Source organism: Streptomyces sp. UNOB3_S3 (assembly GCF_020740895.1).
Classification (GTDB): Bacteria; Actinomycetota; Actinomycetes; order Streptomycetales; family Streptomycetaceae; genus Streptomyces.
Genome location: NZ_JAILXP010000177.1, coordinates 1 through 14231, shown reverse-complemented (window position 1 = coordinate 14231; position 14231 = coordinate 1). Strand labels below are relative to the sequence as shown.

General features: G+C 74.5%; 13 protein-coding genes. 10 read left to right on the top strand and 3 right to left on the bottom strand.

What is annotated here, in order from left to right:
* From K6I33_RS19875 to K6I33_RS19855, 5 genes are all read left to right on the top strand, one after another.
* Positions 1 to 289, top strand: a 289-nt coding sequence (locus tag K6I33_RS19875) for a DUF6643 family protein (protein ID WP_374285267.1), incomplete at its 5' end; no start/stop codon positions are given.
* 66 nt (positions 290 to 355) lie between these two features.
* The gene (locus K6I33_RS19870; RefSeq protein WP_229354320.1) at positions 356 to 1192 is read left to right on the top strand and encodes an MOSC domain-containing protein; all 837 of its coding nucleotides are present in this window, start codon (positions 356 to 358) and stop codon (positions 1190 to 1192) included.
* 184 nt (positions 1193 to 1376) lie between these two features.
* Entirely contained in the window at positions 1377 to 1991 is a 615-nt protein-coding gene (locus K6I33_RS19865; RefSeq protein WP_229354318.1) for a hypothetical protein, read from the top strand.
* Positions 1992 to 2101: 110 nt separating this feature from the next.
* Positions 2102 to 4513 carry a right-handed parallel beta-helix repeat-containing protein gene (locus K6I33_RS19860; protein WP_229354316.1) on the top strand — a complete coding sequence of 804 codons (2412 nt, stop codon included), beginning with the start codon at positions 2102 to 2104 and terminating at the stop codon, positions 4511 to 4513.
* 135 nt (positions 4514 to 4648) lie between these two features.
* Positions 4649 to 5494, top strand: coding sequence for a DeoR/GlpR family DNA-binding transcription regulator (locus K6I33_RS19855; protein WP_229354307.1), 846 nt, complete (start codon positions 4649 to 4651; stop codon positions 5492 to 5494).
* A 48-nt stretch (positions 5495 to 5542) separates the two neighbouring features.
* Here the strand turns inward: K6I33_RS19855 and K6I33_RS19850 are convergent, their stop codons facing one another.
* Complete coding sequence (locus K6I33_RS19850) at positions 5543 to 6652, bottom strand: PLP-dependent cysteine synthase family protein (RefSeq protein ID WP_229354305.1); 1110 nt, start codon at positions 6650 to 6652, stop codon at positions 5543 to 5545.
* 137 nt (positions 6653 to 6789) lie between these two features.
* Here K6I33_RS19850 and K6I33_RS19845 point away from each other — a divergent pair, with 137 nt between their 5' ends.
* Together K6I33_RS19845 and K6I33_RS19840 are read left to right on the top strand one after the other, a co-directional pair.
* Positions 6790 to 7128 (top strand): hypothetical protein, encoded by a 339-nt coding sequence (locus K6I33_RS19845; protein WP_229354303.1) that lies wholly within the window; start codon positions 6790 to 6792, stop codon positions 7126 to 7128.
* 197 nt (positions 7129 to 7325) lie between these two features.
* The gene (locus K6I33_RS19840) at positions 7326 to 7943 is read left to right on the top strand and encodes an ATP-binding protein (RefSeq protein WP_229354301.1); all 618 of its coding nucleotides are present in this window, start codon (positions 7326 to 7328) and stop codon (positions 7941 to 7943) included.
* Positions 7944 to 7959: 16 nt separating this feature from the next.
* Here K6I33_RS19840 and K6I33_RS19835 read toward each other — a convergent pair whose 3' ends face one another.
* Positions 7960 to 9180 carry an ROK family protein gene (locus tag K6I33_RS19835; RefSeq protein WP_229354299.1) on the bottom strand — a complete coding sequence of 407 codons (1221 nt, stop codon included), beginning with the start codon at positions 9178 to 9180 and terminating at the stop codon, positions 7960 to 7962.
* A gap of 17 nt (positions 9181 to 9197) precedes the next feature.
* Between K6I33_RS19835 and K6I33_RS19830 the strand changes: the two genes are divergently transcribed.
* Both K6I33_RS19830 and K6I33_RS19825 read left to right on the top strand, forming a co-directional pair.
* Positions 9198 to 10424, top strand: coding sequence for an MFS transporter (locus K6I33_RS19830; RefSeq protein WP_229354297.1), 1227 nt, complete (start codon positions 9198 to 9200; stop codon positions 10422 to 10424).
* 43 nt (positions 10425 to 10467) lie between these two features.
* Positions 10468 to 11361, top strand: coding sequence for a DUF2797 domain-containing protein (locus K6I33_RS19825; protein ID WP_229354295.1), 894 nt, complete (start codon positions 10468 to 10470; stop codon positions 11359 to 11361).
* 18 nt (positions 11362 to 11379) lie between these two features.
* Here K6I33_RS19825 and K6I33_RS19820 read toward each other — a convergent pair whose 3' ends face one another.
* Complete coding sequence (locus tag K6I33_RS19820) at positions 11380 to 12597, bottom strand: geranylgeranyl reductase family protein (RefSeq protein WP_229354293.1); 1218 nt, start codon at positions 12595 to 12597, stop codon at positions 11380 to 11382.
* A gap of 162 nt (positions 12598 to 12759) precedes the next feature.
* Here K6I33_RS19820 and K6I33_RS19815 point away from each other — a divergent pair, with 162 nt between their 5' ends.
* Positions 12760 to 14145: a dipeptidase gene (locus tag K6I33_RS19815; protein ID WP_229354291.1), complete on the top strand. Its 1386-nt coding sequence runs from the start codon at positions 12760 to 12762 to the stop codon at positions 14143 to 14145.
* Positions 14146 to 14231 lie beyond the last annotated feature (86 nt).

Here is a 14231-nt window from a genome sequence, read left to right as displayed (position 1 = left end):
GTACGGCGGCCAGCCCGTCGGCATGGGCCAGCCCGTCGGCGCGCCGGCCCAGGGCCCGGGCCCAGGCCTCCAGCAGACGCCCGCCCCGTACATCCCCCAGCAGGCCGCCACACCGCGCGCCGGCTACCCGGGGCCGGGGCCGCAGCAGGCGCAGCAGCGCCCGGGCGCCGCGTCCGCGAGCCCGGCCGGCTTCGACGCGATGCGCCCCGTGGCGCCCCGCCCGGCGCAGGCGCAGTACGAGGACCCGTACGGCGGCGGCCGCCCGTACCCGGAGCAGCGGGGCTACTGACCCGCGCCCCGGGCGCGGGTCCACCGGGGGCGGCCAACTGTCATACCCGGCTGGCAATATGGGCTCATGTCCACTCCTGTGCTGTCCTCGGTCCATTTCTACCCGGTGAAGTCGATGGCGGGGTGTGCTCCAGGCGAGGCCGCCGTGGAGCCTTGGGGGCTCGCCGGGGACCGCAGATGGATGGTGGTGGATCCGGAGCACCGGATGATCACCCAACGGCAGGAGCCGCGGCTCGCGTTGGCCGCGGCCGAGCCGCTGCCGGGCGGCGGGGTGCGGCTGACCGCCCCCGGCGCCGGGCCCCTGGAGGTGGCCGTGCCCGCCCCGGCCGACGGGCCGGGCGGCACGGTCGTCGCGGAGGTCTTCCGGGACAAGGTGGAGGCGGTGCCCGCGGGCGACGCCGCCGAGGCCTGGCTGACGGCCTTCCTGGGCACCGGCGCCCGGCTCGTGCACATGGACGACCCGGCCCGCCGCCGCCCGGTCGACCCGGACTACGCGCGGCCCGGTGAGACGGTCAGCTTCGCCGACGGCTATCCGCTGCTGGTCACCACGACCGCCTCGCTGCGGGAGCTCAACTCCCTGATCGCCGAGGGCGACCGCGCCGCCGAGGGGCCGCTTCCCATGGACCGTTTCCGGCCCAACGTGGTCGTCGAGGGCACCGCGCCCTGGGCCGAGGACGAGTGGCACCGGGTGCGCATCGGCGCGGTGACCTTCCGCGCGGTCAAGCCGTGCGCCCGCTGCGTCGTGACCACCACCGACCAGCGGACGGCCGAGCGCGGCAAGGAGCCCCTGCGCAGCCTGGCCCGGCACCACCGCATCGGCGGCAAGGCCGTGTTCGGCAAGAACCTGATACCCGAGCACACCGGGACCGTCCGGGTCGGCGATCCGGTCGAGATCCTCGACTGAGCCCTTCTCGTCCCGGCTGGTCCGGATCGCCCGTACCGTCCGGCTCGTCCCTCGTCGTCCCCTCTTCCGTCAACGTGCCGCCGCGCACGGCAGCCGCGAGGGGTGATTTTCCGCTCTCCGTCGCCTTCCTCCGCATGCGGTGCGCGGTGTGAGGTATTTACGGACGCGTAAGGGGGTGAACACCATGCGCGCGACGCTTTCCTTCTGGCTGTCACTGTGGCGCCGGCGGCGCAGTCCGCTGCGGCGCCGGAGCGATGTCCTCGAGGCCTGGGCCGGGGTGGCCGCCGTGGTACTGACGCTGCTCGTGGGGCCGGCGCTCGGCTGGACGGCGGGCTCCCTCGCCCATGAGGCGCTCCGGGAGACCGTCCGGGACCAGCACCTGCACCGCCACCTGGTGACGGCCACCGCCCTGGCCCCGGCCTCCGGGAGCGCCGACGGCGACGGCCATGAGGGCGGCGCCGGGCGCGACGGCTACCGGCGGGTCCTCGCCCGCTGGCGGGGCCCGGACGGCCTGGAGCGCACGGGCCTGGTGGCCGTCCGTCAGTACGCGCGCCCCGGCGAGCCGTTCCCGCTGTGGACCGACGACCGGGGCGGCGCCGTGAGCCGTCCCATGGACGGCGCGGCCGCCACCGTCCACTCGGTGCTCGCGGGCCTGGGGGCGGCGGGCGCCGCCGCCGGCCTGGTCGAGGGGGCGCGCAGACTGGTCGTCTGGCGGATCGCGCGCCGCCGGTACGCGGAGTGGGACCTGGCCTGGGAGCGCGCCGGGCACACCTGGGGACGGGCCGACGCGGGAAGCTGACGAGGGTCCCGGACAGCCAACTCCCGTGCTCCACGCGCGCTACGGTGGTGCGGCCGGTACTCCTCCGTCCCGGATGCACACACACGCGAACGTGGGGGCACAGCAGCACCATGGCACAGGATTCGAGCACGGGATCGGTCCAGGTGACGCACACGAGCACGTCGCGCTGGCGGCGGCGCACGGGCGAGTACGACTCCCTGGCCTCCGCCCTGGAGGCGGCGGCCGACGGCGATGTGCTGTCCGTGGCCCCGGGGACGTACCGGGAGAACCTGATCGTCTCCCGGTCCGTCACCCTGCGGGGCGGCGAGGGCGGGCGCGGCACGGTGCGCATCGCCCCGACCGAGGGCGTCGCGGTGACCGTGCGCGCCTCGGCGACACTGCGGGACCTGCTGATCGAGGGCCATGACGCGTCCGCGCCGGCGCTGCTCGTCGAGGACGGGGCGCCGGAGCTCGCGGACCTGCGGGTGGTGACGCGCTCGGCTGCGGGCATCGAGGTGCGCGACGGGGCCCGGCCCACGGTGCGCCGCTGCTCCGTCGACAACCCCGGGGGCGTCGGCATCAGCGTGCTGGACGGCGCGGCCGGGCTCTTCGAGGACTGCGAGGTCGTGGCGGCCGGCCAGTCGGGCGTCACGGTGCGCGGCGGCGCCGCGCCACGCCTGGAGCGCTGCCGGGTGCACCACACCCGGGGGGCGGGCCTGTCGCTGACGGGCGAGGGCAGCACCCTGGAGGCCGTCGGCTGCGAGGTGTACGAGATCCAGGGGACGGGCGTCCAGCTGACCTCGCGCGCCACCGGGCTGCTGACGGACTGCCGGGTGCACCGCACGTCCGCCGACGGCGTGACCCTGGACACGGACGCCGTGCTGTCCCTGACCGACTGCGACATCCACGACGTCCCGGAGAACGCGATCGACCTGCGCTCCCGCTCGGTGCTGACGATGACGCGCTCGGCGGTGCGCCGCTTCGGCCGCAACGGCCTGTCGGTGTGGGATCCGGGCACGCGGGTGGAGGCCGGGCAGTGCGAGATCCACGACAGCACGGGCGACTACCCGGCGGTGTGGGTGAGCGACGGCGCGGGCGCCGAGCTGGTCTCCTGCCGGGTGCACGACGTGCCGGACGCGCTGTTCGTCCTGGACCGGGGCTCCAGCGCGGATGTCACCGACAGCGATCTGGCGCGGGTGCGCGGCACGGCGGTCTCGGTGAGCGGCGGGGCGACCGCGCGGCTGGCCGACTGCCGGATCCGGGAGGCGACCACGGGCGTCTGGTTCCGGGGCCACGGCAGCGGGGGCACCCTGACCGGCTGCGCCGTGGACGCGACGTCGACCGGCGTCATCGTCGCCAAGGGCGCGGACCCGGTCGTCGAGCGCTGCACGGTGACCTCGCCCAGGGAGGCGGGCTTCTACGTCTCCGCCGAGGGGCGCGGCACGTTCGACGGCTGCCGGGTGACGGGCAGCAGCGGCTACGGCTTCCACGTCATCGACGGCTGCCGGTCGACGCTGACCGCGTGCCGCACCGAGCGGTGCGCGCGCGGCGGCTACGAGTTCGCCGAGGACGGCCCGGTCAGCCACGGCTGCACCAGCGACGAGGACACCGTGCGGCACCGGGCCGCGGTGCCCGTCGTGGAGAAGGCGGCCCGGCCGCCGGACCGGGTGGCGCCCGGGGTGCCGGCACAGCGCTCCCCCGCCGTCGCCGACCCCCCGCCCGCCGGGGCCTCGCGCACGGCCACGGCGGCGCTGGCCGAACTGGACGCGCTGGTGGGCCTGGAGAGCGTCAAGCGCGAGGTGCGGGCGCTGACGGACATGCTCGAGGTCGGGCGGCGGCGCCGGCTGGCCGGGCTGAAGGCCGCCTCCCCCCGCCGGCACCTGGTCTTCACCGGCTCGCCGGGCACCGGGAAGACCACCGTGGCCCGGCTCTACGGGGAGATCCTCGCCTCCCTCGGGGTGCTGGAGCGCGGCCATCTGGTGGAGGTGGCCCGGGTGGACCTGGTGGGCGAGCACATCGGCTCCACCGCGCTGCGCACCCAGGAGGCCTTCGACCGGGCGCGGGGCGGGGTGCTGTTCATCGACGAGGCGTACGCGCTGTGCCCCGAGGACTCCGGGCGGGACTTCGGCCGTGAGGCGATCGACACGCTGGTGAAGCTGATGGAGGACCACCGGGACGAGGTCGTGGTCATCGTCGCCGGCTACACGGCCGAGATGGAGCGCTTCCTGACCGTCAACCCGGGCGTGGCGTCGCGGTTCTCACGCACCATCACCTTCGGGGACTACGCGCCGGAGGAGCTGCTGCGCATCGTGCGGCAGCAGGCCGACGAGCACGAGTACCGGATCGGCGACGAGGCGGCCGAGGCACTGTTGCGGTACTTCACCGACATCCCCAGGGGTCCTGCCTTCGGCAACGGCCGCACCGCCCGGCGGACCTTCGAGGCGATGGTCGAGGCGCACGCGGGCCGGGTGGCGCAGCTGACCGCGCCCAGCACGGACGACCTCACCCTGCTGTACGCGGAGGATCTGCCCGAGTCGCCGTGAGCCGGGCGGGAGGACGCACGCGATGCGGGAAAAAGAAGAAGCCGGAGGGGGCTTGAGCGAAACCGATCGCTGTCGTTCGCGCGTGGGAGGATGTGTGCGCACATGGGCGGCGGTCGAGCGGAAAGGAGGGGCCGCGTGGGCGACCAGCAGAATCTCCTGGCGGAGCAGCGGCGGGCCCTGATCCTCGACGAGGTCAGGCGGCGCGGTGGTGTACGGGTCAACGAGCTGACGCGGCGCCTCAACGTCTCGGACATGACGGTCCGCCGGGACCTGGACGCGCTGGCCCGCCAGGGCGTCGTGGAGAAGGTCCACGGGGGCGCGGTGCCGGTCGCGGAGGCGACCACGCACGAGCCCGGTTTCGAGGCGAAGTCGGCGCTGGAGCTCAGCGCCAAGGAGGACATCGCGCGGGCGGCGGCCCGGATGGCGGCGCGCGGCGCGGCGATCGCGCTCGCGGGCGGGACGACGGCCTTCGCCCTGGCCCAGCGGCTGGTGGACATCCCGGATCTGACGGTGGTCACCAACTCGGTACGGGTGGCCGAGGTGTTCCACACCTCCCAGCGGACGATGTCGGCGTCCGGGCCGCAGGCCCGGCCGGGCGCGGCCACGGTCGTCCTGACGGGCGGGGTGCGCACCCCGTCGGACACGCTGGTGGGGCCGGTCGCGGACGCGGCGATCCGGTCGCTCCACTTCGATGTGCTGTTCATCGGGGTGCACGGCATATCCGTGGAGGCGGGCCTGTCGACCCCGAACCTCGCGGAGGCCGAGACCAACCGCCATTTCGTCCGCTCCGCCCGGCGCGTCGTGGTACTGGCCGACCACACCAAGTGGGGCACGGTGGGGCTCAGCTCGTTCGCCGGGCTGGACGAGGTCGACGTGCTGGTGACCGACGCGGGCCTGCCGCCGCGCGCCCGCGCGGAGATCGCCGAGCACCTGCCGGAGCTGGTGGTCGCCGGCGCCCGGGGCAACGGCGGGGACGCCTGAGCGGTACGGACGTCGGTACGGGGGCGTGGGTACGTGCCCGGCCCGTGCTCAGCCGGGCCAGCGGCCGGTCGCCAGGAAGGCGTCGATGGCCATCGCGTAGGGCTGGATGTCCAGGCCCTCCGCGGCGAGCCAGGCGTCGGAGTAGTACTTGTCGAGGTAGCGGTCGCCGGGGTCGCAGATGAGGGTGACGACGCTGCCCGCGCGCCCCTCCGCGACCATCTCCGCGACGATCTTCAGCGCGCTCCACAGGCCGGTGCCGGAGGAGCCGCCGGCCTTGCGGCCGAGGGCCTTCTCCAGGGCGCGTACGGCCGCGACGGTGGCGGCGTCCGGGACCTTCATCATCCGGTCGATCGCGGCGGCCAGGAAGCTGGGTTCCATGCGGGGGCGGCCGATGCCCTCGATCCGGGAGCCGCGCTCGCTGGTCGCGTCGGGGTCGTGGTCGCGCCAGCCCTCGAAGAAGCAGGAGTTCTCCGGGTCGGCGACGCACACCCGGGTGTCGTACTGCATGTAGCGCGTGTAGCGGGCGATGGTGGCCGACGTGCCGCCGGTGCCCGCGGTGGCGACGATCCAGGCGGGCTCGGGGTGGCGCTCCAGCCGCAGCTGGCTGTAGATCGCCTCGGCGATGTTGTTGTTGCCCCGCCAGTCCGTGGCCCGTTCGGCGTAGGTGAACTGGTCGATGTAGTGGCCGCCGGACCGCTCGGCGAGGGCCGCGGCCTCCGCGTACATCGTCCGGGGGTCGTCCACGAAATGGCACCGGCCGCCATGGAATTCGATCAGCCGGCACTTCTCACGGCTCGTCGTGCGCGGCATGACGGCGACGAAGGGGACGCCGATCAGCTGGGCGAAATAGGCCTCGGAGACCGCGGTGGAGCCGCTGGACGCCTCGATCACCGAGACCTCGGGGCGGATCCAGCCGTTGCAGAGCCCGTAGAGGAAGAGCGAGCGCGCGAGACGGTGCTTGAGGCTGCCGGTGGGGTGGGTGCTCTCGTCCTTGAGGTAGAGGTCGACGCCCCACTCCTCGGGCAGCGGAAATCGCAGCAGATGCGTGTCGGCGGAACGGTTGGCGTCCGCCTGGACCTTGCGGACCGCCTCCTTCAGCCAGGAGCGGTAGGCCGCGTCGCTGCGGTCCACGTCGATGGTGCGCACGGTGCCGGTCACACGTCGCTCCTCATGGTTCCGGACGGTACTCACACGGATCACTCGGGCGTTTCGATCATAAGGGGGCACTGGTGCGCGGGCCTGCTCACGGGCAGACTGCGCAACGGACAGCGATTTCGGCCGAGAGGCGGTGCACCGTGACGGAACCGGAGTTCAGCGCGACAGGGGTGCGGATAGAACGCGCGCACCGCAATCTGACCCGGGCCGGCCAGGTGAGGATCCAGGACGGCCGGCTACGACTGCTGACCAGCTACGGCCGGGAGATCGACAGCGCGCCGGTGGACTCGGTGCGGGCCGGCAAGCCGTGGTTCGCCGCCCGGGACCGGGCCCGCGCGACCGTCAACGGCAATCGCTATGTGCTCACCCTGGGCGGCCCCGGGGACGCCGGGGAGCCGGGCACTACCACGGGTGAGGCGGAGGTCAACCGCTTCCTGGAGGTGGTGCGGTCGGCGCACGGAAGCACGGTGAAGCACTGACGGGTGCAGGAGTTGCGAACACGGCCGCGAGAGTCGACCCTTGACTCATATTGGCATCACCGAGGGTCCATCGACGGTCACCGAAGCGGTCCGGGCCGCCGGGCGGGCCGGCCGGAGGCGCCGCCGGACCGCGCCGGGCGTGTGGCGCACCGCCCATCGGAATCAGGCTAGCCCTACTTCTTCAGGGAGTCGCAGCCGTGATCAGCCGAGCGAACAAGCACTGCACCGTTGAACTCCAGGCCCTCCCGCCGCGCATAGGGCAAGTGCGCAGAATCGTATCTGCGCAGTTGCGGTACTGGCATCTCGACGCCCTCATCGACCTTGCCGCGCTCGGCGTCACCGAGCTCCTGACCAATGTTCACCAGCATGCCGAACCGGACAAACGCTGCACCGTGGAGATCGACCTCGTACCGTCCCGGCTGACCGTCTCCGTACGGGACCACGATCCCCGGCTGCCCGCCGTCGGCACCGCCGACACCGCCAGCACCCATGGCAGGGGACTGGCGCTCGTCGCGGCGCTCAGCTCGAGCTGGGGGGTGCAGCAGCGGCAGGACGGCGGGAAGGTCGTCTGGTTCACCCTCGCCGTGCCGGCCGCCGCCCCGGCGGCGCCCCCGCGCTCCGCGCGGAGCGCGGGCACCGTCACCCCCTTCGCCCGGCCCGGGCACCCGCTGCCGGTCCGGGGCGGGCCCGCCCTGGAGGATCTGGACGAGCTGGAGGACCCCGCGTTCACGGGGACGACGGCCAGGCAGCGCCGCGCGGTGCCGCGCGAGCACTCCCCCGTCCGGTCCGCCGTCCGGTCCGCCGTCCCGGGCTGAGACACGGGACGGACCGTCAGCCGAGCAGGGCCAGCGGGTCGTCGAGGACGGGCTGCCAGGCCGCTTCGGCCGCGCCGATGAGGCTGTTGAAGTCCAGGGTGCAGGGGAGGATGGGGACACCGCCGCTGCGGCCCCACAGACTGCGGTCGGCGACGACCGCGCGCAGCCGCTCGGGGTCGGCCTCCAGCAGCTCGCGGTGGAGCCCGCCCAGGAGGATGCGGTCGGGGTTGAGGATGTTCACCAGCCCGGCCAGGCCCAGGCCCAGCCGGTCGACGATCAGCTCGGCGGCGGCCCGGACGGACGGGTCGTCGTACTCCGAACGCAGCAGGTCACGGGCCTGCTGGAGCAGCGAGACGGTGGGGCCCGGGGTGCGCCCGGCGGCGGTGAGGAAGGCCAGCGGATCGGTCTCGACGTCGAGGCAGCCGCGGCTGCCGCAGTGGCAGGGCAGGCCCGTGGGGTTGACGGTGAGGTGCCCCACCTCCAGGGCCAGGCCCGAACTGCCGCTGTGCAGACGGCCGTCGAGGACGAGCGCGCCGCCCACGCCCCGGTGGCCGGTGGCCACGCACAGCAGATGGCGGGCGCCGCGGCCCGCGCCGTGGCGGTGCTCGGCGAGGGCGGCGAGGTTGACGTCGTTGCCCGTGACGCCCGGAACGGGTGAGGCGTCCGGGCCCAGGATGCCGGACTTGGCGAGGGCCTCGGTGAACAGCTCGCGCACGGGGGCGCCGACGGGCCAGGACAGGTGCAGCGGGTTGAGGGCCGTGCCCTCGGGCTCGGCGACGGCCGACGGCACGGCGAGCCCGGCGCCCAGACAGCGCCGTCCGGACTCCTTGAGCAGCCCGGCCCCGGCCTCGACGACGGCGTCGATGATGTGCGAGGGATCGGCGGGCACGTCCATGCAGCCGGGCGCCGTGGCGACCATCCGGCCGCCCAGGCCGACCAGCGCCGCGCGGTAGCCGTCGGCGTGGATCTGCGCGGCGAGCACCACCGGCCCGTTCGGCGCGATGGACAGCCGGTGGGAGGGCCGCCCCTGGGAGCCGGCGGCCACCGGGCGCGGGTCGACCTGGATCAGGCCGAGCGCCTCCAGCTCCGCGGCCACGGCGCCGGCGGTCGCCCGGGTCACCCCGAGTTCGGTGGTGAGCACCGCGCGCGTGGGGGCGCGACCGGTGTGTACGAGCTCCAGGGCGGGGCCGAGGGCGCCCCGTCCCCGCTCCAAACGTGTTGTCCGAGTCTGCGTCACCCCTCTATTCTGACTTTGTGCCGACGCTAAACAAAATACGGACGGCCATCCTCGGAGGACCGCGAGTAACCTCCGGTGCCGACACCCTCCGTCCCCTTCGTTCCGCCCTGACCCTTTTCTTCGCCCTGGACGGCTTCCTTTTCGCCGGCTGGGTGGTCCGCATTCCCGCCATCAAGCAGCAAACGGGCGCCTCCGAGGGCGCTCTGGGGCTCGCTCTGCTCGGCGTGTCGGCCGGAGCGGTCGCCACGATGACACTGACCGGACGGCTGTGCCGGCGCTTCGGCAGCCATCCGGTGACCGTCGCCGCCGCCCTGCTGATGTCCCTCGGTATCGCGCTGCCCCCACTGACGCACTCCGCGCTCGCCCTCGGCCTGGTGCTGCTGGTCTTCGGCGCCGCCTACGGCGGCCTCAACGTCGCGATGAACAGCGCGGCCGTCGACCTCGTCGCGGCCCTGCGCAGACCCGTGATGCCGAGCTTCCACGCCGCGTTCAGCGTCGGCGGCATGCTCGGCGCGGGGCTCGGCGCCCTGATCGCCGACCGGCTGTCCGTGACCGCGCACCTGCTGCTCCTCACCGCGACCGGCCTGATCGCCGGCGCGGCGGCGGGCCGCGTCCTCCTCGCCCACCCGGCGCCGGGCCCGTCCGGCGCCCCGGCGCCGAAGGGCGACAGGCGACGCACCACCGCCCGGGAACGCAAACTGATCGCCGTCTTCGGAACCGTCGCCCTGTGCACCGCCTACGGGGAGGGTGCGCTCGCCGACTGGGGCGCGCTCCACCTGCGGCAGGACCTCGCCGCCCCGGCCGGGCTCGCCGCCCTCGGCTACTCCGTCTTCGCGCTCGCCATGACGCTCGGCCGGCTGAGCGGCACCGCCCTCCTGGAACGGCTGGGGCAGACGAGGCTGCTGGTGGCCGGTGGTACGACCGCCGCGCTGGGCATGCTGCTGGGCTCACTGGCCCCGTCGCTCTGGGCGGCCCTCGCCGGGTTCGCGATCACCGGGCTGGGGCTGGCCAACATCTTCCCGGTCGCGGTCGGCAGGGCCGGTGAGCTCGCCGGTCCGGGCGGTGTCGCCGCCGCCTCCACCTTCGGCTACGGCGGCATGCTGCTGGGCCCGCCGGCCATCGGAATCCTCGCCGACCGCTTCTCGCTGCCCCTGGCACTCACCACGGTCGCCGCGCTGGCGGCGGTGTCGGCGCTCGTCGCCTACGCCACCCGCCGGGCGGGCACCACTGTCACCGCCGGCTGACACCATGAAGGACGACACACGGCGACCGAAGGGGGTGGGCGCGATGAGCGGCCAGGACGAGAGCTGGCTCTGCGCCGGCCCACGGTGGAGCGCCTCGGGCCCCGCGCTGGTCTGGCGCCATCCCCGGCACGGCGAGCGGCTCTCCCCCTTGCCGCCCGACCGGCCGCTGGCCTTCACCACCGGCCACGCCAGGCGGTGCGTAGGGGTGCGCAGAGGCGGGCGGCACACGCCGTGCCCGACCGGCGCGGCGGTCCCGCCTTCGGCGGTCTCGGCGCAGTGCCCGGAGTGCGCCCGGCTGGACCGCGCCCACTCGGTGGCGGCGGACACGATCGCCGACGACCCCCGCCCGTACGACCTCTACCTCGCCTGGTTCGCCCCCGGCCTGGTCAAGGTCGGCATCACCGCCGCCGAACGGGAGGGCGCCCGCCTCCTGGAGCAGGCGGCGCTGTCCTCCGCGCTCCTCGCCCGGGGCCCGCTGATGGCGGCGCGCCGGGCGGAGGCGGTGCTGGGCGCGGCGCTGGCGGTGCCGGACCGCTTCCCGTACGCGGCGAAGCGAGCTGCACGCCACCCGCTGCCTTCACAGGACCGACGGGCGACGGAACTGCACGACATCCACACCCGGGCCCTGGCCCTCCCCGGCCTGCCGGAGTCGCTGACACGACGCCCGTTCACCCCGGCACACCACGACGCGGCGTTCCATCTGGAGCGGATACGCCCGGGCCAGGCGGTCGTCGAGCTCGCCCCCGGCCGCACGGTCGCGGGCCGGGTGACGGCGGTCGCCGGCCCGGACGTCTATCTGGACGCGGCCGACGGGCGCCCGCTCCTGCTGGACGCCCGCAGGCTGGCGGGCTGGCCGCTCACCGCCGCGGACCCGGCCGCGCCGACGACGGCGACGACCCGGACCGAGGCGGCGGGCCCCCAGGACGCCCTTTTCTGACCCTCCGCGAGCGGCGGATCAGTCCCGGTCCACGCCGGCCAGCACGCGCCGGGCCACCGGGTGCGTCCGTACGATCTCGGCGAGCGTGGTCGAACCGCGCGTGATCCTCGCGAAGGCCCGCCAGGCCGGCCGGAAACCGGTGACGGCGGCGTGGATGAGGCCCGGGCGGCGCTCGAAGACCGCGAGCATCCGGCGCCCCACACCCATCTCCACGCCCAGGCCCGCCTTGATGGCGAAGGCGTAGTTGAGGGCCTGGCGGCGGGCGTCCACGGCATCCTGCGCCTCGGCGATCCGCACGGCCCACTCCCCCGCCAGGCGCCCGGAGCGCAGGGCGAAGGAGATGCCCTCGCGCGTCCACGGCTCCAGCAGCCCCGCCGCGTCGCCGCAGACGAGCACCCGGCCGCGGGACAGCGGCGAGTCGTCGGCCCGGCAGCGCGTCAGATGCCCGGACGAGATGCTGGGCTCGAAGCCGGCCAGCCCCAGCCGGGCGATGAAGTCCTCCAGATACCGCTTGGTGGCCGCGCCCTCGCCACGTGCCGAGATCACCCCGACCGTGAGGGTGTCCCCCTTGGGGAACACCCACCCGTAACTGCCGGGAATCGGGCCCCAGTCGATCTGGACGCGGCCGGCCCAGTCCTCGGCGACCGTCGCGGGCACCGGGATCTCCGCCTCCAGGCCGAGATCCACCTGCTGGAGCTTCACTCCCACGTGTGCCCCTATGCGCCCCGCGCTGCCGTCGGCCCCCACCACCGCGCGGGCCAGCACGGTGCTCCCGTCGCCGAGCACGACGGCCACGGTGCGCCGGTCGGGCACGGCCGGGCCGTGCTGCTCCACCCGGGAGACGGTCACGCCCGTGCGCACCTCGGCCCCGGCGGCCTTGGCGGTCTCGACCAGGGCGGCGTCGAACTCGGACCGGTTGATCAGCCCGAACAGCATGTGCCTGGACCGCCGCGTCCGCGTCATCCGCCCGTTCAGCGAGAACGTGACGGCGTGCACGCGATCGCGCAGCGGCAGCTCGAAGCCGGGCGGCAGCGCGTCGCGCGAGGGGCCGATGATGCCTCCTCCGCAGGTCTTGTAACGCGGCAGCTCGGCCTTCTCCAGAAGCAGCACCCGGCGTCCCTCGGAGGCGGCCGCGCGCGCGGCCGAGGCACCGGCGGGCCCCGCTCCGACCACCACGACGTCCCACACCGGCCCGCTGTCCCCCATCGCTTCCCGGGCTGCGCTGTCGCTGCTCACCTGTGCTTCTGCTCCCCTCGAACACCGGCTTCGGCTGTCGCCCGCATCCTAAGGCCCGCCACCGGGCGGCCCACCGGCCGGACCCGGCGACCGCCATGGGAGGATCGGGGGCGATATCGCCCGTACGTACGGACTCAACGCCGCGCCCCCAAGGAGCGTTCCATGGAATCGTCCCCGACCCACCAGCCGGACCCGGCCTCGCTCGCGGCGACCGTCGCCGGCCTCCAGGCCCGCGCCCGGACCGAGCTCGCCGAGCTGGTCGCCTTCAAGTCGGTCGCGGACGAGGCGCAGTTCCCCAAGAGCGAGTGCGAGGCCGCCGCCCGCTGGGTGGCCGACGCGCTGACCGCCGAGGGCTTCCAGGACGTCGCCACCCTCGACACCCCCGACGGCACCCAGTCCGTCTACGGCTACCTCCCCGGCCCGGCCGGCGCCCCGACGGTGCTCCTCTACGCGCACTACGACGTGCAGCCGCCGCTGGACGAGGCCGCCTGGATCTCCCCGCCGTTCGAGCTCACCGAGCGCGACGGCCGCTGGTACGGGCGCGGCGCCGCCGACTGCAAGGGCGGCCTGGTCATGCACCTGACCGCCCTGCGCGCCCTCAAGGAGCACGGCGGCATCCCGGTCAACGTCAAGGTCATCGTCGAGGGCTCGGAGGAGCAGGGCACCGGCGGCCTGGAGCGCTACGCCGAGGCCCACCCGGAGCTGCTGACCGCCGACGCCATCGTCATCGGCGACGCGGGCAACTTCCGCCTCGGGCTGCCCACCGTGACGGCGACCCTGCGCGGCATGACGCTCGTCCAGGTCCAGGTCGACACCCTCGAGGGCAACCTCCACTCCGGCATGTTCGGCGGCGCCGCCCCGGACGCGCTCGCCGCGCTGATCCGCGTCCTGGACTCGCTGCGCGCGGAGGACGGCTCCACGACCGTGGCCGGCCTGGAGGCACAGGGCACCTGGCAGGGCCTCCAGTACCCGGAGAAGGACTTCCGCCAGGACGCGAAGGTCCTCGACGGCGTGGGCCTCATCGGCGACGGCACGGTGGCCGACCGCCTGTGGGCCCGCCCGGCCGTCACCGTCCTCGGCATCGACTGCCCGCCGGTCGTCGGCGCCACCCCGTCCGTCCACGCGAGCGCCCGCGCCCTGATCAGCCTGCGGGTCCCGCCGGGCATGGACGCCGCCGAGGCGACGAAGCTCCTGCGCACCCACCTGGAGCAGACGACCCCGTGGAACGCCCGGGTGACCACGGACCAGGTCGGCCAGGGCCAGCCGTTCCAGGCCAACACGGACAGCCCGGCGTACACGTCCATGGCCGAGGCCATGCGTATCGCGTACCCGGGCGAGGAGATGCAGACGGCGGGCATGGGCGGCTCGATCCCCCTCTGCAACACGCTCGCCACGCTCTACCCGGACGCGGAGATCCTCCTCATCGGCCTGAGCGAGCCGGAGGCGCAGATCCACGCGGTGAACGAGAGCGTTTCCCCGCAGGAGTTGGAGCGGCTTTCCCTCGCGGAGGCGGTCTTCCTCGCGAAGTACGCGGAGAGCCGGACGTAGCCCTTCCCGCGCGGGGTTCCGTTGACATCCGGCTGACCCGCCGTGGGGGTTTTCCGCGCCTTCGGCGCGGTTCTACCCCACCCGCC